Origin of the sequence: Methylobacterium radiodurans (assembly GCF_003173735.1) — a bacterium.
Taxonomy (GTDB): domain Bacteria; phylum Pseudomonadota; class Alphaproteobacteria; order Rhizobiales; family Beijerinckiaceae; genus Methylobacterium; species Methylobacterium radiodurans.
Window position 1 is genome coordinate 3,282,596 of the sequence record NZ_CP029551.1, and the last position, 19,521, is coordinate 3,302,116.

Consider the following 19,521-nt stretch of genomic DNA (forward strand, 5'->3'; position numbering starts at 1 on the left):
AAGCCGCTTGAATGCCAAGCCGCCTGACCGGTCAGGCCGCCTGACCGGCCGCCGGCCCGCAGAGATCTCCCGAGCGCGAACCGCAGGACGAAAGCCACGATGTTGAGCGAGCCGCAGGTGACGGGCCCGAGCACGGCCCTGATGCGCAAGGCCTATGCCCGCTGGGCCCCGGTCTACGACGTGGTCTACGACAAGCTGACCGAGCCGGCAGCCCGCGCGGCGGTGCGCGCGGCCGCAGCCTGCGGGCCGCGCATCCTGGAGGCCGGCGTCGGAACCGGCCTCTCGCTCGGCTACTACCCGGCCGGCAGCTTCGTCTGCGGCGTCGATCTCTCCGAGGACATGCTGAAGCGCGCCCGCCGGAAGGTGCAGCGGCGCGGGCTCGCCCACGTGCGCGGCCTGCAGGTGATGGACGTCTGCCATCTGGGCTACGCCGATGCCAGCTTCGACGCGGTCGTGGCGCAGTTCCTGATCACCCTGGTGCCGGATCCGGAGGCCGCGCTCTCCGAGTTCCTGCGGGTGGTGCGGCCCGGCGGCGAGATCGTGCTCGCCAACCATTTCGGCCAGACCGACGGGCCGGTCGCCCGGGTCGAGGAGATCGTGGCCCCGCTCTGCACCAAGATCGGCTGGTCCTCGGACTTCAAGTCGACCCGCATCGAGGCCTGGGCCCGGCGCAACGGCGTCGAGTTCATCGGCGTCGCCCCGACCTTCCCGGGCGGGTTCTTCAAGATCCTGCGCATGCGCAAGCCCGCTTGAGCGGCCCGGAGGAGGGCGCCGGAAACCGGCCGGGCAGGGAGGAGGCCGAGGCACCGGGTATGGGCCCGGAAGCCGGTCCCGGACGGGCCCGCAGGTCCCTGCGCTGGCTGCCGCTCGCGCTCCTCGTCGGTGTCTCGCTGGCTGCCCTCCTCACCGGCGCGGCGCGGCTCGTCAGCCTCGACGCCCTGCTGGCCTCGCGGGCATGGCTGCACGCCTTCGTGGGCGCCGACTACGTCCGCGCGCTGGTGGCCGCCTACCTCGTCTATGTCGGCGCGGTGGTGATCTCGGTGCCCGCCACCCTGATGCTGACCATGGTGTGCGGCTTCCTGTTCGGGATCGTCACAGGCGCGCTGGTCTCGGTCGCGGCCGCCACCACGGGCGCGGCCATCGTGTTCTCGATCGGCCGGGGACCGGGGGCGGACCTGCTCGACCGGGTGGCGGGGCCGCGCCTCGGCGCGCTCGCGGAGGGCTTCCGGCGGGACGCCTTCGGCTACATCGCCTTCCTGCGCCTGCTGCCGCTCTTCCCCTTCTGGATGACGAATCTGGGGCCCGCCGCCTTCGGCGTGCCGCTGCGGACCTTCGTGGCCGCGACGTTCCTCGGCCTCCTGCCCGGCGCCTTCGTGTACGCGGCGACGGGCGCCGGGATCGACGAGGTGGTCGCGGCCCACGAGGCGGCGCAGGCCGTCTGCCAGGCGGCCTCGGACCTGGGCTGCGACGAGGCGCTGACGCTGCGCGCTCTGGTGACGCCCAAGATGGTGCTGGGCCTGGGCGCGCTCGCGGGCTTCGCGCTGCTCTCGGTGCTGCTGCGCCGCCTCCTCGCGCGGCGGCAGCTGGCCGCCGAGGCCGAAAGATCACGCAAAGTACAGCCCGGCGATACAACCGAAGGTTAGGCATCTGAAGTCGGTTAACGACAGATAAGGCCTGTGCGGAAACAGGAGTGCACTGGCGCCCCTCTCGACGGCGCAGTATCGCGCGGGGTAGGAAACGGCAGCGGGCGCGGGTTCACGGGCGCCGGCCGAGGCGTCGATGCGTGTGCGTGCGGAAGAGGGCGGGGCGCTGCAGGAGCGCGGGAGCGCGGCGCCGGCCGGCCGCGGTTCGGGACTGCGCCTTGGTCTGTCCGCCCGCCTCTTCCTGATCACGGTGGCCTTCGTGGCCGTGGCCGAGGTGCTGATCTACGTGCCGGCGGTGGCGAACTACCGCCTCTCCCTGCTCTCCGACCGGATCGCGGCGGCGCAGGTGGCCGCCATGGTGCTCGACGCGAGCCAGGGCCAGCCGGTCGCGGACGACCTCGCCCGCCACCTGCTGGTCGGGGCGGGCGCCCGGGTGATCGCGGTGCGGGGCGACGAGACCCAGCGCCTGCTCTCCCTCGATCCCGTGCCGGAGCGCGTGGCCGACACGGTCGACCTGCGCAACACCTCGATCTGGGAGGCGATCCGCGGTGGCTGGCGCACGATCGTCGCCCCGGCCGACGCGCCCATCCGCGTGGTCGGGCACGGGCGAGACGGCTTCGACCTCGTCGAAGTACTGATCGACGAGGCGCCACTGCGACAGGCGATCGTCGACTTCGCCCTGCGGCTCCTGCTCTCGTCCCTCATCGTGGCCGCCGCCGCCGCCGGCGTGGTCTTCGTGGTGCTGCAGGTCGCGATCGTGCGGCCGGTGCGCCGGCTCGCCCGCAACATCGCGGCCTTCGCGGACGATCCCGAGGGGGCCGAGCGCGGCATCGTGCCCTCGCGCCGCACCGACGAGATCGGCGTGGCCGAGACCGCCCTCGCCCGCATGGCGCAGGGGCTCGCCGACCAGCTCCGGCAGAAGAAGCGGCTGGCCGAGCTCGGGCTCGCGGTCAGCAAGATCAACCACGAGCTGCGCAACATGCTGACCGCGGCGCAGCTCCTCGGCGACCGCCTGGAGGGCGCTGCCGACCCGACCGTGCAGCGCGTGGCCCCGCGCCTGCTGGCGACCCTCGACCGGGCGATCCGCTTCTGCGAGGCGACCCTGGCCTATGGCCGGGCGAGCGAGCCCAGCCCGAGCCCGCGCCGCGTCGCGCTGGCGCCGTTGCTCGCGGAACTCGAGGATCTGACGGGGCTGGCCGATGGGGCCGGGGTGGCGATCCGGGTCGAGGCGCCGCCGGATCTGACGGCGACCGTCGATCCCGAGCAGCTCGCGCGCGCCTTGACGAACCTCGTGCGCAACGCCGTGCAGGCGCTAGCATCGGACACGACCAGCGCGCCCGAGGTGCGGGTGACGGCCTCGCGCGGCTGCGTCGCGGACCGCGGTGCGGTGACGATCCTCGTGGCCGACAACGGGCCCGGCCTACCGGAGCGGGCGCGGGCGCACCTGTTCGCGCCGTTCAAGGGCTCGACCCGGGCGGGCGGCACCGGCCTCGGCCTTGCGGTGGCATCGGAGCTGATCCGCCTCAACGGCGGCTCGCTCACTCTCGACGCGGGCACGCGCGGCGCCTGCTTCCGGGTGACGCTGCCGGACGCGGCCTGAGGGTCCCGGATTCCAAAGGTCGAGACCCTTGGCGGGTGCAGGGCAGAGCCCTGCTGTCGGCTTCCTCGCCCTGGCAAGCCCAGGGCGAGGAAGCCGAACCCGGGGCGCCGCTCCGGGACCCCGCCTGCAGCGCCTTCAGGCGCCGAAAGGGCCTTGGCCCTTGGGGACCCGGAACCTACTCGGCCGCGGCCAGGACCGGCTCGTGCACGGTGATGCCGATGTCGCGCAGGAGGGCGGCGTCGTCGTCCGCCTCGTTGTTGGCGGTGGTGAGCAGGCGCTCGCCGTAGAAGATCGAGTTGGCGCCGGCCAGGAAGCAGAGGATCTGCGCCTCGCGCGTCAGGCTCTTGCGGCCCGCACTGAGCCGCACCCGCGCCTTCGGCATCACGATGCGCGCGGTCGCGCACATCCGCACGAGGTCGAGGGGATCGACCGCGGGCCGGTCCTCCAGCGGCGTGCCCGCGACGGCCACCAGCGCGTTGATCGGCACGCTCTCGGGATGCGGCGCGTGGTTGGCCAGCACCTGCAGCATCTGGGCGCGGTCGGTGACGCCCTCACCCATGCCGACGATGCCGCCGCAGCAGACGCCGATGCCGGCCGCCCGCACGTTCTCCAGCGTCTTCAGCCGGTCCTCGTAGGTGCGCGTCGAGATGATGTCGCCGTAGAAGTCCGGCCCGGTATCGAGGTTGTGGTTGTAGGAGGTGAGCCCGGCCTCGGCGAGGCGCCCGGCCTGCGCGGGGGTGAGCATGCCGAGCGTGACGCAGGCCTCCATGCCGAGCCCGCGCACGCCCCGCACCATGGCGAGCACGGCGTCGAATTCGGGCCCGTCCTTCGGCTGGCGCCAGGCCGCGCCCATGCAGAAGCGGTGCGCGCCGTTGGCCTTGGCGGCGGCGGCCTCTTTCAGCACCGTCTCGACCGGCATCAGCCGCTCGCGGGGCAGCGCCGTGCCCTTGTGGTGGGCCGATTGCGGGCAGTAGGCGCAATCCTCCGGGCAGCCGCCGGTCTTGATCGAGAGCAGCGCGGCCCGCTGGATGTCGGCCGGGTCGTTGTGCATCCGGTGCACGGTGCCGGCCCGGTGCACGAGATCCAGCAACGGCATGTCGTGGATCGCCCGGATCTCGGTCACGCTCCAGTCGTGGCGGATCGCGCCCAACTCGGTCGCGGAGGCAAAGGGCCCGAAGGAATTGGGCCCGAAGGAATGGGGAGATGGCGTCTCGCTCATGCCTGCCTTTGAGCGGGATCGCCCGCCGGACGTCAAGCCTCGCGCGTCTCGCACCAGAAGTCTCAGGCGGGGGTCTGCTCGATCATCCCGTACCAGCCGAGCCCGCGATAGGTCTCGTAGCCCGGCGTACGGTGAAAGGCGGTGAGCCGGCCGCTGGCCGAATCGCGCACGATGCCGCTCGTCGCAACGCCCGGATCGGCCGTCACGGTCTCGCCGAGGATGCCGCGCCCGTCCGAGGCGGCGAGCACCCGGCGGCGCGCGTCAACCAGCAGGACGCGGGTCCGGTCCCGGTCGGCGGGCGCCACCCGCACGCCCTCGACGATGGCGCGGGCCTGGGGCTCCCAGTCGAAATGGATGGCGAGCACGCCCGCGAGCGGGCCGCGCACCTGCCCGTCCGCCCGCACGCCGGCCGCGTAGGTCGCCACCTGCGCGTTGCCCAGGAGCGGCTCCTGCCGGATGTCGGCACAGCCGTAATCGTCGCCGCTGCGCAGGGCGAGCGCGTCCCGGAACCAGGGCTCGCCCGCCACGCTGCGCCCGGCCAGCCCCGGATAGCGGTCGGGCCGGCCCGTCGCCAGGATGCGGCCGGCGGGGTCGCAGAGCCAGAGGTCGAGATAGACCGTGTAGGCCGAGAGGATCACGCCGAGCCGGCCGGAGGCGTAGGAAGCGGCGTCGGGCGTGAGATTGGCCGCGCAGTCCACGATCGCCGAGTCGGTCGCCCACCAGCGCACGTCGCAGGTGCGCTCGTAGAGGTTGCGGTCGATCAGCTCGACGGCGTTCAGCGCGAGATCGACGAGCCGCTCCTCCTGCGCCCGGCCGGCCATCGCGCCGACCGATTGCTGCAACGCCGCGATCCGGCCGTCGAGATGCGTCTCCAACTCGCGGGCGAGGCCCTCGACCTCGGCGCCGATGGCCCGGACCTCCTGCGCCACCACCGAGAAGCCGCGCCCGTGCTCGCCCGCGCGCGCCGCCTCGATCAGGGCATTGAGCGCCAGGATCCGCGCTTGGCCGGTGATCTGGCGGATCCGCCCCGTCTTGTCCTGCGAGAGTTGACGCACCTCGGCGGCGAGGCGGACGATCGCCTCCAGCGTCGGCGGAGCCTCGACGCCCGACGCGACGGGGCGGGGAGCGGACATCGGGCGGGGTGCAGGCAGGGCCATGGCGGCTTCCAATTCGGGTGCGACCGAATCTCCGCCGGAAACTCGTAAGAGAGCGTTAATTTCAGTTCCGAAGCGAAACAAATCTTTGTCCATGCTCCGGGATTGCAGGTTTCCCGCCTACAACCCGGAACAAACGACAGGTTGTTCAGTGCGTCGGCTCGCCGGAGGAGACCTTCGCGGTCCAGTCGTCGAAGGCCATGACGGTCTGGCGCTGCTCGCCGAGGCCGTCGATGCGCAGCACCATCTCGTCGCCGGGCCTGAGATAGCGCGGCGGCTTCATGCCGAGGCCGACGCCCGGCGGCGTGCCGGTGGTGATGATGTCGCCGGGCTCCAGCATCATGAAATGCGAGGTGTAGGCGACGAGCTGGGCCACGTCGAAGATCATGGTCGCGGTGGAGCCGGTCTGCATGCGCTGGCCGGAGACATCGAGGCTCATGGACAGGGCCTTGAGATCCGGGATCTCGTCGAGGGTGACGAGCCAGGGCCCAATCGGGCCGAAGGTCGGGCAGCCCTTGCCCTTCGTCCAGGTGCCGCCACGCTCCATCTGCCACTCGCGCTCGGAGACGTCGTTGCAGATGCAGAGGCCCGCCACGTAGTCGAGCGCCTCGTTGGCGTGGACGTAGCTCGCCCGCGCGCCGATCACCACGGCGAGCTCCACCTCCCAGTCGGTCTTGGCCGAGGATTTCGGGATGATCACCGGGTCGTTCGGACCCGAGATGCAGGAGGGGGCCTTGTTGAAGAGGATCGGCTCCGCGGGGATCGGCGCGCCGGTCTCGGCGGCGTGGTCGGCGAAGTTCAGGCCGATGGCGACGAAGTTGCGGGTGCCGCCCACGCAGGGGCCGAGCCGGATGTCCTTCGGCAGCAGCGGCAGGCTCTCGGGATCGATCATCCGCAGCCGGTCGAGCGCGTCCCTGGCGAGCGCTGGTCCCGCGATGTCGCGCAGGATCGCCGAGAGGTCCCGGAAGCCGCCATTCCGGTCGACGAGGCCCGGCTTCTCGCTCCCCTGTGCGCCGTGGCGGATCAGCTTCATCGCGTCTCTCCCGCAGGTTGTGGTCGGCACGGGACTTGGGGCGGCGCCCGCCTCGGGCAAGCGCGGCCGGGGTGGAATGCGGCCCGGGCCGACCGCCGTTTGTTGCTCGGATGTCACAGAGCCGCGCCAACACCGGGCCTGAGCGGATCAAGATCCCGCAAGGTTCACATATAAACTATTTCACCTGCGATCGTTATCTGCAGCCAAAACTGATGTTTCGAATAATTTAAGCGGCCTTACTGAACGATATACGCGAATTCATCTTTCCAAGACCTGACTTGCAAAGAAGCGCGCCACACATCAATGTGTTAGCCAAGGTGCCAGCCCGCGCAGAATCGGGAATCCAGCACCGTCGAAGATGTCTCTAGGGAATTGCACCATGACGGGCAGGGGTCGGGCTCTGGCGCTGGCGGGCGTCGCGGCGACGGGTTTGTGGGCGGGCGCGCACGAGGCGCGGGCCGGTGCCTTCGGCATCCGCGAGCAGAGCACGCAGGCGCAGGGCCTCTCCTTCGCGGGCGCCGCGTCGGGCTCCGGCGGCGTCTCCTCGATGTTCTGGAACCCCGCGGTCATCACCATGCGGCCGGGCTGGGTGACCGAGCAGAACCTCACCTTCATCAACCTGTCGGCGGAGATCACGCCGACGCTCGGCACCAATCCGGGCTTCCTGCCGCTCGGCAGCTCGGGCGAGATCGGCCAGGGCGCCGTGGTGCCGGCGGGCGCCACCTCCTACCAGCTCAGCGACCGGCTCTGGATCGGCCTGCAGACGGGCGCGCCCTTCGGCCTCGTGACCAAGCCGAACCAGGTCTGGGCCGGCGAGGTCTACGCCCGCTCGAGCCGGATCTTCTCGCTCGCCTTCAACCCGGTGATCGGCTTCAAGGTCAACGAGTGGCTCTCGGTCGCGGCCGGCCCGAACATCGAGTATTTCCGCCTGACGCTCCGGCAGGCCCTGCCGATCCCGGGCCTCTCGCCGACGGTCTATCCGAGCGCCTTCCTGAAGGGCGAGTCCTGGGGCGTCGGCTTCACGGCGGGCGCCACTATCACGCCCTGGGCCGGCACGGTGCTGGGCGTCGGCTACCGCTCCTCGGTGCACCACGACATCGAGGGCTCGATCGGCGTGCCGCTGGTGGCCCTCGCCCGCACGGCCGGGCAGGTCACCGCCAACCTCAACACGCCCGAGAAGCTCAGCGTCGGCCTGACCCAGGCGATCAACCCGGTCACCCGGATCAATCTCGGCTTCGAGTGGGACAACTGGAGCCGGCTGGGCAATATCGGCATCGTCTCGCGCACGCTCGGCGTGCCGGTGAGCAACCTGCCGCTCGACTACAAGGACGGCTACACCTACTCGATCGGCGCCGAGTACGACTGGTCGCCCAACCTCACCCTGCGCGGCGGCTTCGCCTACGAACTCTCGCCGATCGTCTTCGCCAACCGCTCGGCGCGCCTGCCGGACGGCGACCGCTACATCGCCTCGATCGGCGCGAGCTACCGCTGGAACGAGAAGCTGACGCTCAACCTCGCCTACTCGCACTTCTTCCTCGACCGCAACCGGATCCTCTCCGGCCCGGGCCGCGACTACAACGTCGGCAACATCGCCTTCGCGGGCTACACGGATGCCAGCGCCGACATCGTCTCGGTCGGCTTCCGCTACGTCCTCGGCGAGCCGGCCCGCCCGGTCGCGCCCGCGCCGCTGGTGCGAAAGTACTGATCGCGACGCACCGTTCTCGCGCAGGACCTGTCGCGCATCCCCTCTCCCCGCCGTGCGGGGAGAGGGCTTCATGCCACCTCGTCGGGGCATGAAGCGAGGCGGCAGCCGAAGGTGAGGGGGCGGCTCCGGCCGTGCCCGCCCCTGAAACATCCCCTCACCCTCGCCCTTCGGGCTCCCCGATCACCCGGCAGGGGGTGATCGGGCCTCTCCCCGCCCGGCGGGGAGAGGGGAAGGGCCCGTACCTCAGGACTTGATCCGGACGTAGGTGCCGGGCGCCGGTCCGAGGGAGGGCAGGGGGCCTTCGCCGGGGATGCGCGCCGGGACGCGCTCGGGCGCCTGGGCCTCCAGCCAGGAGAACCAGTAGGGCCACCACGAGCCCTTGTGCTCGGTGGCAGCCGCGATCCAGTCCTCGAGCCGCCCCTTGGCGGGTCCACCGGTCCAGAAGCCGTATTTCGGCTTCGCGGGCGGGTTCACCACGCCCGCGATGTGGCCGGAGCCCGCCAGCACGTAATCGACCGGGCCGCCGAACTTGGACGAGCCCTCGAAGACGGAAAGCGCCGGGGCGATATGATCCTCGCGCGTCGCGAGGTTGAAGACCGGCACCTTCACCCGGCCGAGGTCCAGACGCACGTTGCCCAGCACCATCTTCCCCTTGGCCAGCGCGTTCTCAAGGTAGCAGTTGCGCAGGTAGAAGGCGTGGTTGGCCGCCGGCATCCGGGTGGCGTCGGAGTTCCAGTACAGGAGGTCGAAGGCCGCCGGCGGCTTGCCCTTGACGTAATTGTTAACGACGTAGGACCAGATCAGGTCATTCGGCCGGAGCATGTTGAAGGCGTTGGCCATGCGCGCGCCGTCGAGATAGCCACGCTCGGCCATGCGGGCCTCGACCTGCCGGATCTGCGCCTCGTCGGCGAAGACCTTCAGGTCGCCCGCATGGGTGAAGTCGACCTGCGTGGTCAGCAGCGTCGCGCTCTTGATCCGGGTGTTGCCGGTGGCGGCCTGATGGGCCAGCGTCACGCCGAGCAGCGTGCCGCCGACGCAGTAGCCCGCCGCCGCCACCTCGCGCTCGCCGGTCGCGGCGCCGATCGCGTCGATCGCCGCCTCGATCCCCTCGCGCATGTAGCTCTCGAAGTCCTTGTCCGCGTGCCGGGCGTCCGGATTGACCCAGGAGATGCAGAACACGGTCAGGCCCTGATCGACCATCCACTTGATGAAGCTCTTCTGCGGATTCAGGTCGAGGATGTAGAACTTGTTGATCCAGGGCGGCACGATCAGGAAGGGGCGCTTCAGCACCGTCTCGGTCGAGGGCGCGTACTGGATCAACTCGATCAGCTCGTTGCGGAACACCACCGCGCCGGGGCTGACCGCGACGTTGCGGCCGACCTCGAAGCTCGCCTGGTCCGACTGGCGCACCCGGAGCTCGCCCTTGCCCGCCTCGATGTCCTCCTGGAGCATCTGCAGGCCGCGCACGAGGTTGGCTCCGTTCTCGGCAAACGTCTGCCGGATCAGCTCGGGGTTGGTCAGAACGAAGTTCGAGGGCGAGAGCGCGCTGGTGATCTGGCGCAGGTAGAACTGCGCCTTGTGGCGGGTCGGCTCATCGAGGCCCTCGGCCTGGTCCACCAGATCCTCGGACCAGCGCACGAGGATCAGGTAGGCCTGCTTGATGAAGTCGAAATAGGGGTTCTGGGTCCAGTCGGCGTGGGCGAAGCGCGGGTCCTTCGGCTCCGGCGCGGCGACCGGCGGGGCGGGGCTGCCCTGCAGCCTGACCAGGGTGGAGCCCCAGAGCGTGACGAAGGCCTCGCCGAGCCGCGTCTGCGCCTCGATGCTCTTCTGCGGGTCGGAGAGCCAGTGCTCGGCGACGGTGCCGAGCGCCCGGCTCATCTCCTTCAATTCGTCCGAGCCGCCCGCGCCCGCCTCCGCGGGCTTCAGAAGCTGCGAGACGTTGCGGCCCATGGTCTCGACGAACTGGCCGGCATTGCGCGCCAATGCCTCGAAATCGGGCACCTGCGGCGGCGGCGTGTGGGGGCTCGTCACGCGTGCGTCACTCCCTGCTGTCCCCGTCCCCTGCGGGACGGGCCGGCCCATTGTCCCGACGGGTCGGGCGGGGCCTCGTTTCCGACAAATTAAAGCGCGACCCGGAGATTTCGCCAGACCAACCGAGCCGCGGCCGCTACATCTTCCGCATGTTCTCCAGCATGTTCCTGCCTCGCACGCCCGCGCCCTGCCGCCTCGCCGCCCTGGCGCTCGCCCTCGCGGCGGGCGGCTGCTCGGGCGATGTCGGCGGCCTGCGCAGCCTCGGCATCGCCGGCACCGCGCCGAAGGGCCCCGAGGCCCCCGCCTTCGTGACCGACACGCGCCGGGAGGGCGCCGACTTCCTCCCGGTCGGCGTCTCGGCCCCGCCGCGGCCGGTGCGGGCGAAGTCGTCCGAGGGCCAGAAGGCGCTGGAGGCCGAGCTGGAGGGCGCCCGCAGCCGCAACCTCGCCCGCGGGCGGGCCGCCGAGAGCGCCGGCAAATCGGTCAACCCGGCGCCCGCCCCGGCTCAGTAGGCGCGCCGCAGCCGCCTTTTCGGGGTCGGCGAACCGGGGCCTTCCGTGCTAGGAGGGCTGTTCGCACCCCCGGCAACCCTCGAAACGCCAGATCTCGAAACGCCAGACCCGGGACCGTGCGCGATGGACACCGCCATGACCGACTTTCATCGCATCAAGCGCCTGCCCCCCTACGTCTTCGAGCAGGTGAACCGGATCAAGGCCGCCGCCCGCGCCAACGGCGCCGACATCATCGATCTCGGCATGGGCAACCCCGACCTCGACGCCCCCAAGCACGTCATCGCCAAGCTGGTCGAGACGGCGGGGCGCCCGCGCACCGACCGCTACTCGGCCTCGAAGGGCATCGCGGGCCTGCGCCGGGCCCAGGCCGCCTACTATCAGCGCCGCTTCGGCGTCTCGCTGAACCCCGACACGCAGGTGGTGGCGACGCTGGGCTCCAAGGAGGGCTTCGCCAACATGGCGCAGGCGATCACGGCGCCGGGCGACGTGGTGCTGGTGCCCAACCCGAGCTACCCGATCCACGCCTTCGGCTTCCTGATGGCGGGCGGCGTCATCCGCTCGGTCCCGGCCGAGCCGACGCCCGCGATGTTCCCGGCCCTCGAGAAGGCGGTGCAGCACTCGATCCCGAAGCCCGTCGCGCTCGTGGTCTGCTACCCCTCGAACCCGACCGCCTACGTGGCGGGCCTGGATTTCTACAAGGATCTGGTCGCCTTCGCGAAGAAGCACGAGCTGATCCTGCTCTCGGACCTCGCCTACGCCGAGGTCTATTTCGACGGCGAGCCGCCGCCCTCCGTGCTGCAGGTGCCGGGCGCGATCGACTGCACGGTCGAGTTCACCTCGCTCTCGAAGACCTACTCGATGGCCGGCTGGCGCATGGGCTTCGCGGTCGGCAACGAGCGGCTGCTGGCGGCACTCACCCGGGTGAAGTCCTACCTCGATTACGGCGCCTTCACGCCGATCCAGGTGGCGGCGAGCGCGGCGCTCAACGGGCCGGACGACTGCATCGCGGAGATGCGGGGCATCTACCGCAAGCGCCGCGACGCGCTGGTGGATTCCTTCGGCAAGGCCGGCTGGACCATCCCCTCGCCGTCGGCCTCGATGTTCGCCTGGGTGCCGATCCCGGAGAAGTACCGCGCGCTCGGCAGCCTGGAATTCTCCAAGCTCCTGCTGGAGAAGTCCGACGTGGCCGTGGCGCCGGGCATCGGCTTCGGCGAGTACGGCGACGACTACGTCCGCATCGCACTGGTCGAGAACGAGCAGCGCATCCGGCAGGCGGCGCGCAACATCCGGCGCTTCTTCGACAACGCCGACAAGACGCTGCACAACGTCGTGCCGATGCAGAAGGCCGGCTGACACGCCGCGCGGAGCCCGGCCCTGTTGCGGCCGGGCACCCGGCCGTTGTTGCGGCCGGGCGACAGGGCCCGCCAAAGCCGCGCCCGGGGCGGCGCCCGCGCTTGTCCGGGAGGCCGGGCTGGGCAAGGGTCTCACCAAGGGGTCCCAGTCTTTCCGCGTCCGAGGGGTGCATGCGCCGCCTGAACCTGCCCGCCGCCCTGCTCGCCGCCCTCGCGCTCGCGGCGGCCGGTGCCTGCGCGCCGAACCCGATCGTCGCCCGCGACCCCGTCCCGGCCCCCGGCCCGCAGGACGCCTTCGTGTGCAAGTCGCGCCCGCTGCCGCTCAACACCTTCATGACGAACTGCGAGCCGGTCGCGCCCGAGCCGGTGCTGCGCTCGAAGGGCTGAAGGCTCGGCCGCGCCGGCCCTCCACCGGAGCGGCCCTGACGCGCGCGTCCGGATGCCCATATGAGGGGCCGGGGCGCAGACAGGATCCGAGCATGGCCAGCGAGACGCACGCACGCAGCTTCATCCCCCTCGGCATCGCGGTCCTGACCGTGTCGGACACCCGCGGCCTCACGGACGACCGCTCCGGCGACACCCTGAGCCAGCGCCTCACCGAGGCCGGGCACCGGCTGGCCGACAGGGCCGTGGTCACCGACGACGTGCCGGCGATCCGCGCCCGGGTCGAGGCCTGGATCCGCGATCCCGGGATCGATGTGGTGATCACGACGGGCGGCACCGGCTTCACCGGCCGCGACGTCACGCCCGAGGCCGTCGAGCCCCTGTTCGAGAAGCGCATGGACGGCTTCTCGGCGGTGTTCCACCGCATCTCCTACGACAAGATCGGCACCTCGACCCTGCAGTCGCGGGCGACCGCGGGCCTGGCGCGCTCGACCTTCATCTTCGCCCTGCCGGGCTCGCCCGGCGCCTGCCGCGATGCCTGGGACGGGATCCTGGCGCAGCAGCTCGACTACCGCCACCGGCCCTGCAACTTCGTGGAGATCATGCCGCGGCTCGACGAGCACCTGCGGCGGGGCGCGCCCGCCTGAGGCGTCAGCCCCGCTCGATCCGGGCGCCGAGCCGCCGCGGCTTGAGCCGCGGCGAGAAGCCGGGGCCGGCCAGCAGCGTGTCCCGGCGCACAAGGTCGCCGGCCCGCGCCCGGCCCGCGCCGATCACGCCCTCGCCGCGGGCGATGAGCCGCTGGGGCAGGCCGGCATGCGGGCGGCGCAGGCGCGCCAGGGCCGTTCCGGAACGCGCCGTGCCGATGAAGCGGTCGAGGGCCCGGATCCAGCCCTCGGCCGGCACATCGCCCGCCTCCAGGCACAGCACCCAGTCGCGCCGGGCGACGCGCGCGCCCGCCATCCACGGGCTCGCCGCGCGCGGCAGCACCACGAGCGTCGCGCCGGTGGCCTCGGCCACCGTCGCCACCCCGTCATGCGCCGTGCCGGCGACGATCACCGCGTCGCCGACGAGCCCGGCCGCCACCCCGGCGACGAGCGCGCTCAGGGTGTCGGCAAGCTGGTCGATCGCGTCGGGCCCCTCGGGCCGGGCGATGTAGGTCACCGCGGAAAGCATGCGCGCCGATAACCGATTTTTGCAGCAAAGAAACCCTCCGGCTGGGCCACTCGCGCAGTTGTTCGCGGATCCAGAAGGTGAAGGCGGATGATTGCCTAACAAACAGGCGCTGTCGCGGCGCGTGTTCGCTCTATGTTCCTAAAGGGTACTTCGAAGCGAGCGGACCGTGCAGCAATGACGACAGGCCAGGACGAGGCGGCATCCCGGCGCCTCGCGACCTCCGCGGTGCCGCCCGAGGCCCGGCGCGGCCGGGGCGCGACCGCCAACCCGAGCGGGCGCTTCGAGGCCGCCGCGCGGGTCCGCTTCGACGACGGCTGGGGCGAGCTGGAGACGACGCGCCCGCGCACTGAGGTGACGCGGGAGCGGGCGGCCCGCATCATCACCCGCAACACTTCGCCCGACATCTCCTTCGACCGCTCGATCAATCCCTATCGCGGCTGCGAGCACGGCTGTGTCTACTGCTTCACGCTTATGTCGGGCTCTCGCCGGGCCTCGACTTCGAGACCAGGCTCTTCGCCAAGCCCGACGCCGCGCGGCTGCTCGCCCGCGAACTCTCCGCGCCCGGCTACCGGCCGGCCACGATCGCGCTCGGCACCGCGACCGACCCGTACCAGCCGATCGAGCGGGAGCACCGCATCACCCGGGCGGTGCTGGAGGTGCTGGCCCGCTTCCGCCACCCGGTCGGCATCGTCACCAAGTCGAACCTGGTCGTCCGCGACGGCGACATCCTGGCCGAGATGGCGCGGGCGCGCCTCGTCACGGTCGGGGTCTCGATCACCACGCTCGACCCTGTGCTCGCCCGCCGCATGGAGCCCCGCGCGCCGCACCCGGAGAAGCGCCTGGAGGCGATCCGGCATCTGAGCGCCCTGGGCGTGCCCGTGATGGTGCTGGTGGCGCCCGTGATCCCGGCGCTGAACGACCACGAGATCGAGGCGATCCTCGCCGCCGCCCGGGAGGCCGGGGCGGCGGAGGCGAGCCACGTGCTGCTGCGCCTGCCGCATGAGCTGAAGGACCTCGTGGCCGACTGGTTCGCCGAGCATTATCCGGGCCGGCAGGCGCATGCCTTCTCGCTGGTGGCGCAGAGCCGCGGCGGCCGGGCCTACGACGCGACCTTCGGCCAGCGCATGACCGGGCAGGGCGCCTACGCGGCGCTGATCGCGCAGCGGATGCGCCTCGCCAAGGCCCGGCTCGGCTACCGGATGCAGAGCCTCAAGCTCGACACCGCGGCCTTCGCGGTGCCGGGCACGCAGCTCGCCCTGTTCTGAGCGGTCGCCGCGCCCCCCGCAGGGTCAGGCGAAGCCGCGGGTGAAGGTCAGGCGGTGGTGCGGGCTCCGGCCCCGCGCCGCGAGCCCGGCCCGGTGCAGCGCCGTGCCGTAGCCGACATTGCGCTCCCAGCCGTAGCCCGGGTGGCGGTGGGCGAGGCGGCGCATCAGGTCGTCGCGCACCGTCTTGGCGACGATCGAGGCGGCGGCGATCTGCGGCACCAGCCGGTCGCCGCCGATCACCGCGCGGCAGGGCAGGGCCAGGCCCGGCACGCCGTCGCGCCCGTCGACCAGCACAGGGGCGACGAGGGCAAGCCGCAGCACCGCGCGCCGCATGGCGTCGAGGGTCGCGACCCGCACGTTCAGGCGATCGATCAGCGCCCGCGAGCCCGCCGCCACCGCAACGCGCCCGTGCGCCCGGATCAGGGGCGTGAGGCGCTCGCGCACGGGTTCCGGCACGCGCTTGCTGTCGTCGAGCCGCGCCAGCAGGTCGCCGGGCAGGGCTGCGGGGTCGAACCAGACCGCCGCGACCACAACGGGGCCGCACAGCGCACCGCGTCCCACCTCGTCGCAGCCGATCGCGGCCGGATATCGGGCGGCCTCGGCCGGGTCGAAAGGGGGCATGGCGGCGTCCTGCGTCGCGGGCGTGATACGCGAACGCGCGGCGCAACGGAATGCCGGCCCTCGACTGCCAGCGCGCAGCGGGACGACGCGCGGAGCATCCATGACCGCTCGCGGCACCGCACCAATCGCTCGAGCGGTCGGCGGACCCTGCGCGCTCAAGGCCCGAGCCGGGAATGCGCGCAGCAACGCGAAACCCTGTGGATCGAAGCATGCGCTCTCGCATGAACGTAACATGCGAGACTCAGACACCTCGCGACGATAAAAAGCTTCTACGCTACCGCCAAGGATCGAGAACTTCGCAGCATCGCTTGCCGATGCTTTGGGCGAATGCGGGACTTTACGCATTGACGGACGAAAATTAAGCCACTAGATTCGAGATAGTACAATTGTACTACAGAAGATACGTTTGCATCAGAACTTTCGTCTATAAATGCACGCTTCAATCAAAAATAGAAGTTTTGCGCCCGCCTCAACCAGGGCAGCGCGCTTCTCCCGGGCAGCCGATGCCGTTCACGGCAATCTCGGGCACGCGCACGGAGAGGCGGCATGATGCCCGCGCACACTCCTCGGCCGGCCCACTACCCGCCCGCCGCCCCGCTGACGGCCGAGGCGATCCTGGCCCATCCGGACTTTCCGGAGGCGCGCCGCGTCTTCATCGCGGAGCACAGGAAGGTCTACGATTCCGAGGTCTTCCCGGGCCGTTTCGGCGCCGATGTCGGGCGCGTGACGACGCTCGCCATCATCGTCTGCCTGTACGCGAACTACGTGCGCGCGGACCGCGAGACCTGGCCGACCCTGACGAAGCTGAAGACCACGGTGGCCCGCTTCGGCTTCGCCAGCCCGAGGCTGATCGACACCTTCGTTGCACGCCTGGTCCAGACGGGCGACCTCGTGCTGCGGAAGCAGCCCGACGACAGCCGCGTCAGGCTCCTGTGCCCCACCGAGAAGCTGCTCGCCTGGGACCGCGAGTGGATGGCGGCCCACTACGCGGCCCTGGACCTGCTCTATCCGGAGCCCGGGTTTCCTCTTGCCCGGCAGCGCGACGCCGCGTTCCAGACCGCCCACGCCAAATGCGCGATCGACGCCTTCGACGGCATCATCGCGATGATCTGGAGCAACATGGATCTCGTGTTCTTCCTGAGCAGCACGAGCGCCCTCATCATCCTGCTCTCGGTCCTCGACAGGAGCGGCGCGGACGCGGAGAACCACTTCCAGGAGTCGGATCTCGGCGAACTCGCGAAGAGCTTCAGCGTCTCCCGGAGCCACATCCGCAACATCCTGGCGGCGGCGCAGGAGATCGGGTTCCTGACCCGCTCCGGACCGCGCAAGACGCTCTGGCAACTCACCCCCCGCCTGGTCTCGGCCTTCGACCGCTTCATCGCCGACAGCCTCGTCCACAGCGACGTGACCTACCGGCTCGGCCTGCGCGGCCTCGCGGAGGCGGGCGCGGCAACCGTCGCGGCCTAGGTCTCGGGAGACCGCCCCTCAACGCAGCCCGGCCAGGGCCGGTGCGCCCCGGGCGGACGTCCCCTCCAGCGCGTGGGCGCTCGCGATGTTGCCGAAGAACTGGCGCGCGCTCTCGGCCCAGGTGTGGCGCAGGGCCTCCGCGCGGGCGGCCTCGCGCGGGACGGCGAGCGCCGCGAGCGCCGCCGCGCGTAGGTCGGCGTCGAGGATGCCGGCCCGCGTGCCGCCGATCACGTCGAGCGGGCCGGTGACCGGGAAGGCCGCGACCGGCGTGCCGCAGGCGAGCGCTTCGAGCAGCACGATGCCGAAGGTGTCGGTGAGGCTCGGGAAGACGAAGACGTCGGCGCCCGCGTAGATCCGCGCGAGCGCCGCCCCGGTGCGCGTGCCGAGGAAGCGCGCGCCCAGGCCCAGACCTTCGAGCCGCGCCCGGTCCGGCCCGTCGCCGACGACGACGCGGCTGCCCGGAAGGTCGAGCCGCAGGAAGGCCTCGACGTTCTTCTCCACCGCGAGCCGGCCGACGAACAGGAAGATTGGCCGGGGCAGGTCGGCGAGTTCCGCCGGCAGGGCCTCGCCCGGTTCGGCCGGTCGGAACAGCTCCGTGTCGACGCCGCGGGTCCAGCGCATCAGGTTGGCGAAGCCCCGCTCGCTCAGTTCCCGCTCCAGGGAGGGCGTGCTCACCATGGTGCCGCAGGCCGCGCCGTGGAAGCGGCGCAGCCACGCGTAGCTCCAGGCCTCCGGCACCGGCAGCCGGGCCGAGAGGTACTCGGGAAAGCGCGTGTGGTAGCTCGTGGTGAAGGGCCGCCCCCGCGCCAGGCAGTGGCGCCGCGTGGCGTAGCCCACCGTCCCCTCGGTGGCGACGTGGACATGGGTGGGGCTGAGCCCGTCCCAGCGCGCCGCGACCTTGCGGCGGGTGGCGTGGGCCAGCCGGATCTCGGGATAGCCCGGCAGCGGCACCGAGCGGAAATCCTGGTGGGTCAGCAGCACCGTGTCGAAGCCGTGCGCACGTCCGGCCTCGACCATGTGCTGGAGCGAGCGCACGACGCCGTTGACCTGCGGGTGCCACGCGTCTGTGGCGATGAGGAGCCGCCTCACGCGACGGCCCGCCGCCCGGGCAGCGCCGGCTCCTCGGCGGGCGGCTCGGCCTCCGCCGCCGCGCGGGCCCGCAGGATGCTCGGATAGTGCAGCACCTCCATGCGGCCATCGTAGTGCTCGACGATCGCCGTGCAGGATTCCACCCAGTCGCCCGTGTTGAGGTAGCGCAGGCCCGCGATCTCGCGGTTGGCGGCGTGGTGGATGTGGCCGCAGATCACCCCGTCCGCGCCCTGGCGCCTCGCCTCGTCGGTGAGGAACTCTTCGAACTGGCCGATGAAGTTGACGGCGTTCTTCACCTTCAGCTTGGCCCAGGCCGAGAGCGACCAGTAGGACAGGCCGAGCCGGCGGCGGACCCGGTTGAGACCCGTATTGACCCAGAGCGCGAAGGTGTAGGCGCCGTCGCCCAGATGCGCGAGCCAGCGGGCGTGGCGCACCACCATGTCGAACTGGTCGCCGTGGATGACGAGATAGCGCCGGCCGTCCGCGGCTTCGTGGATGCGGCTCTCGGCGATCTCGATCCCGCCGAAGGTGGTGCCGATATAGTCGCGCAGGAACTCGTCGTGGTTGCCCGGCACGTAGACGATGTGGGCGCCCTTGCGGACCTTGCGCAGCAGCTTCTGCACCACGTCGTTGTGGCCTTGCGGCCAGTACCAGCCCGAGCGCAGCTGCCAGCCGTCGACGATGTCGCCGACGAGGTAGATCACGTCGGCGTCGTAGTCCTTGAGGAAATCGAGGAGCAGCCCGGCCTGGCAGCCCTTCGTGCCGAGATGCGTGTCGGACAGGAACAGCGTCCGAACGCGCACGGTCTCCGGCTCCTCGCTCACGCGCGCATCCCGCATCCCGCGCCTCCCGCTGTGGCGAGCGGGAGCCAAACCGGAATCCGATATCAGTTTGATGACGCGCCCCGGTCGCGACCGGGGGAGGCTTCAGCGGCCTGCGCCCGCGCCCCATCCCCAAAGATGAAGCCGACGGGGAGCACCCGGCAGCAGAGAGACCGTCGATCGCTGCACTGCGTACGTTGCGCTGCAGCAAAGATCAGTCAATCGAGCGTTCCCGACCGGGCCGGAAAGGCAAATTTTTTTTCCAGTGTCGCGAAGTTTTTCCGGTTTTCTTTCCGTGACTTGGCCGTCCATAATCACGCCCGGCCGAGTGGCGGCGTGGACCGCCCTCGAATCGGCGGGACGACCGAGAGGAAGGTGTCGATGACGCGGCGAGGCGCTTGAAAGCGCGACCCGGCCGTCGCAGGATGGGCGGGGCACATCGGAGGCGACCG

At 71.2% G+C, this 19,521-nt stretch carries 17 protein-coding genes and 1 pseudogene; 10 read left to right on the top strand and 8 right to left on the bottom strand.

Features of this window, described 5'->3' with window-relative positions:
- The first annotated feature begins 99 nt into the window (after nucleotides 1–99).
- The 3 genes from DK427_RS15430 (at nucleotide 100) to DK427_RS15440 (ending at nucleotide 3,243) form a co-directional block, all read left to right on the top strand.
- Nucleotides 100–753, top strand: coding sequence for a methyltransferase domain-containing protein (locus tag DK427_RS15430; protein WP_109952039.1), 654 nt, complete (start codon nucleotides 100–102; stop codon nucleotides 751–753).
- Nucleotides 754–812: 59 nt separating this feature from the next.
- Nucleotides 813–1,643, top strand: coding sequence for a TVP38/TMEM64 family protein (locus tag DK427_RS15435; protein ID WP_109952040.1), 831 nt, complete (start codon nucleotides 813–815; stop codon nucleotides 1,641–1,643).
- A gap of 136 nt (nucleotides 1,644–1,779) precedes the next feature.
- Nucleotides 1,780–3,243 carry a sensor histidine kinase gene (locus tag DK427_RS15440; protein ID WP_109952041.1) on the top strand — a complete coding sequence of 488 codons (1,464 nt, stop codon included), beginning with the start codon at nucleotides 1,780–1,782 and terminating at the stop codon, nucleotides 3,241–3,243.
- 175 nt (nucleotides 3,244–3,418) lie between these two features.
- On the opposite strand, the gene bioB is transcribed toward DK427_RS15440, so the two are convergent.
- From bioB to DK427_RS15455, 3 genes are all read right to left on the bottom strand, one after another.
- Nucleotides 3,419–4,462, bottom strand: a complete 1,044-nt coding sequence (bioB, locus tag DK427_RS15445; protein WP_109952042.1) for a biotin synthase BioB — start codon at nucleotides 4,460–4,462, stop codon at nucleotides 3,419–3,421.
- A gap of 62 nt (nucleotides 4,463–4,524) precedes the next feature.
- Nucleotides 4,525–5,619 (bottom strand): methyl-accepting chemotaxis protein, encoded by a 1,095-nt coding sequence (locus tag DK427_RS27390; protein ID WP_425452473.1) that lies wholly within the window; start codon nucleotides 5,617–5,619, stop codon nucleotides 4,525–4,527.
- 145 nt (nucleotides 5,620–5,764) lie between these two features.
- Nucleotides 5,765–6,649, bottom strand: coding sequence for a fumarylacetoacetate hydrolase family protein (locus DK427_RS15455; RefSeq protein WP_109952044.1), 885 nt, complete (start codon nucleotides 6,647–6,649; stop codon nucleotides 5,765–5,767).
- A gap of 379 nt (nucleotides 6,650–7,028) precedes the next feature.
- Here DK427_RS15455 and DK427_RS15460 point away from each other — a divergent pair, with 379 nt between their 5' ends.
- Nucleotides 7,029–8,354: an OmpP1/FadL family transporter gene (locus DK427_RS15460; protein ID WP_109952045.1), complete on the top strand. Its 1,326-nt coding sequence runs from the start codon at nucleotides 7,029–7,031 to the stop codon at nucleotides 8,352–8,354.
- A 243-nt stretch (nucleotides 8,355–8,597) separates the two neighbouring features.
- On the opposite strand, the gene DK427_RS15465 is transcribed toward DK427_RS15460, so the two are convergent.
- Nucleotides 8,598–10,385 carry a PHA/PHB synthase family protein gene (locus DK427_RS15465; RefSeq protein ID WP_245930581.1) on the bottom strand — a complete coding sequence of 596 codons (1,788 nt, stop codon included), beginning with the start codon at nucleotides 10,383–10,385 and terminating at the stop codon, nucleotides 8,598–8,600.
- 161 nt (nucleotides 10,386–10,546) lie between these two features.
- Here DK427_RS15465 and DK427_RS15470 point away from each other — a divergent pair, with 161 nt between their 5' ends.
- From DK427_RS15470 to moaB, 4 genes are all read left to right on the top strand, one after another.
- A complete protein-coding gene (locus DK427_RS15470; protein ID WP_109954192.1) occupies nucleotides 10,547–10,897 on the top strand; it encodes a hypothetical protein in 351 nt (116 codons plus the stop codon).
- Nucleotides 10,898–11,032: 135 nt separating this feature from the next.
- The gene (locus DK427_RS15475) at nucleotides 11,033–12,250 is read left to right on the top strand and encodes an LL-diaminopimelate aminotransferase (RefSeq protein WP_109954193.1); all 1,218 of its coding nucleotides are present in this window, start codon (nucleotides 11,033–11,035) and stop codon (nucleotides 12,248–12,250) included.
- Nucleotides 12,251–12,420: 170 nt separating this feature from the next.
- Nucleotides 12,421–12,636 carry a hypothetical protein gene (locus DK427_RS15480; RefSeq protein ID WP_109952047.1) on the top strand — a complete coding sequence of 72 codons (216 nt, stop codon included), beginning with the start codon at nucleotides 12,421–12,423 and terminating at the stop codon, nucleotides 12,634–12,636.
- A gap of 92 nt (nucleotides 12,637–12,728) precedes the next feature.
- Nucleotides 12,729–13,280 carry a molybdenum cofactor biosynthesis protein B gene (gene moaB / locus DK427_RS15485; protein WP_109952048.1) on the top strand — a complete coding sequence of 184 codons (552 nt, stop codon included), beginning with the start codon at nucleotides 12,729–12,731 and terminating at the stop codon, nucleotides 13,278–13,280.
- Nucleotides 13,281–13,284: 4 nt separating this feature from the next.
- On the opposite strand, the gene DK427_RS15490 is transcribed toward moaB, so the two are convergent.
- Nucleotides 13,285–13,806 (bottom strand): hypothetical protein, encoded by a 522-nt coding sequence (locus tag DK427_RS15490; RefSeq protein ID WP_109952049.1) that lies wholly within the window; start codon nucleotides 13,804–13,806, stop codon nucleotides 13,285–13,287.
- A gap of 174 nt (nucleotides 13,807–13,980) precedes the next feature.
- Between DK427_RS15490 and DK427_RS15495 the strand changes: the two are divergent.
- A pseudogene (locus DK427_RS15495) lies at nucleotides 13,981–15,071 on the top strand (PA0069 family radical SAM protein).
- 24 nt (nucleotides 15,072–15,095) lie between these two features.
- On the opposite strand, the gene DK427_RS15500 reads toward DK427_RS15495, so the two are convergent.
- Nucleotides 15,096–15,692 carry a ribonuclease HII gene (locus tag DK427_RS15500; protein WP_109952050.1) on the bottom strand — a complete coding sequence of 199 codons (597 nt, stop codon included), beginning with the start codon at nucleotides 15,690–15,692 and terminating at the stop codon, nucleotides 15,096–15,098.
- 546 nt (nucleotides 15,693–16,238) lie between these two features.
- Here DK427_RS15500 and DK427_RS15505 point away from each other — a divergent pair.
- Nucleotides 16,239–17,159: a hypothetical protein gene (locus tag DK427_RS15505; protein ID WP_245930582.1), complete on the top strand. Its 921-nt coding sequence runs from the start codon at nucleotides 16,239–16,241 to the stop codon at nucleotides 17,157–17,159.
- Nucleotides 17,160–17,177: 18 nt separating this feature from the next.
- Here DK427_RS15505 and DK427_RS15510 read toward each other — a convergent pair whose 3' ends face one another.
- Both DK427_RS15510 and DK427_RS15515 read right to left on the bottom strand, forming a co-directional pair.
- Nucleotides 17,178–18,248: a glycosyltransferase family 4 protein gene (locus DK427_RS15510; RefSeq protein ID WP_109952051.1), complete on the bottom strand. Its 1,071-nt coding sequence runs from the start codon at nucleotides 18,246–18,248 to the stop codon at nucleotides 17,178–17,180.
- A complete protein-coding gene (locus DK427_RS15515; protein WP_109954195.1) occupies nucleotides 18,245–19,072 on the bottom strand; it encodes a UDP-2,3-diacylglucosamine diphosphatase in 828 nt (275 codons plus the stop codon). Before DK427_RS15515 ends, DK427_RS15510 begins: the two co-directional genes overlap by 4 nt.
- Between the last annotated feature and the right edge of the window lie 449 nt (nucleotides 19,073–19,521).

Bases quoted from the DNA above. Each gene is read 5' to 3' on its own strand.
- DK427_RS15475 (WP_109954193.1), top strand. From the start codon at position 11,033: ATGACCGACTTTCATCGCATCAAGCGCCTGCCCCCCTACGTCTTCGAG.
- DK427_RS15500 (WP_109952050.1), bottom strand. From the start codon at position 15,692: ATGCCCCCTTTCGACCCGGCCGAGGCCGCCCGATATCCGGCCGCGATC.
- DK427_RS15440 (WP_109952041.1), top strand. From the start codon at position 1,780: ATGCGTGTGCGTGCGGAAGAGGGCGGGGCGCTGCAGGAGCGCGGGAGC.
- moaB (WP_109952048.1), top strand. From the start codon at position 12,729: ATGGCCAGCGAGACGCACGCACGCAGCTTCATCCCCCTCGGCATCGCG.
- DK427_RS15470 (WP_109954192.1), top strand. From the start codon at position 10,547: ATGTTCCTGCCTCGCACGCCCGCGCCCTGCCGCCTCGCCGCCCTGGCG.
- bioB (WP_109952042.1), bottom strand. From the start codon at position 4,462: ATGAGCGAGACGCCATCTCCCCATTCCTTCGGGCCCAATTCCTTCGGG.
- DK427_RS27390 (WP_425452473.1), bottom strand. From the start codon at position 5,619: ATGGCCCTGCCTGCACCCCGCCCGATGTCCGCTCCCCGCCCCGTCGCG.
- DK427_RS15435 (WP_109952040.1), top strand. From the start codon at position 813: ATGGGCCCGGAAGCCGGTCCCGGACGGGCCCGCAGGTCCCTGCGCTGG.
- DK427_RS15505 (WP_245930582.1), top strand. From the start codon at position 16,239: ATGATGCCCGCGCACACTCCTCGGCCGGCCCACTACCCGCCCGCCGCC.
- DK427_RS15430 (WP_109952039.1), top strand. From the start codon at position 100: ATGTTGAGCGAGCCGCAGGTGACGGGCCCGAGCACGGCCCTGATGCGC.
- DK427_RS15490 (WP_109952049.1), bottom strand. From the start codon at position 13,806: ATGCTTTCCGCGGTGACCTACATCGCCCGGCCCGAGGGGCCCGACGCG.
- DK427_RS15480 (WP_109952047.1), top strand. From the start codon at position 12,421: ATGCGCCGCCTGAACCTGCCCGCCGCCCTGCTCGCCGCCCTCGCGCTC.
- DK427_RS15460 (WP_109952045.1), top strand. From the start codon at position 7,029: ATGACGGGCAGGGGTCGGGCTCTGGCGCTGGCGGGCGTCGCGGCGACG.
- DK427_RS15455 (WP_109952044.1), bottom strand. From the start codon at position 6,649: ATGAAGCTGATCCGCCACGGCGCACAGGGGAGCGAGAAGCCGGGCCTC.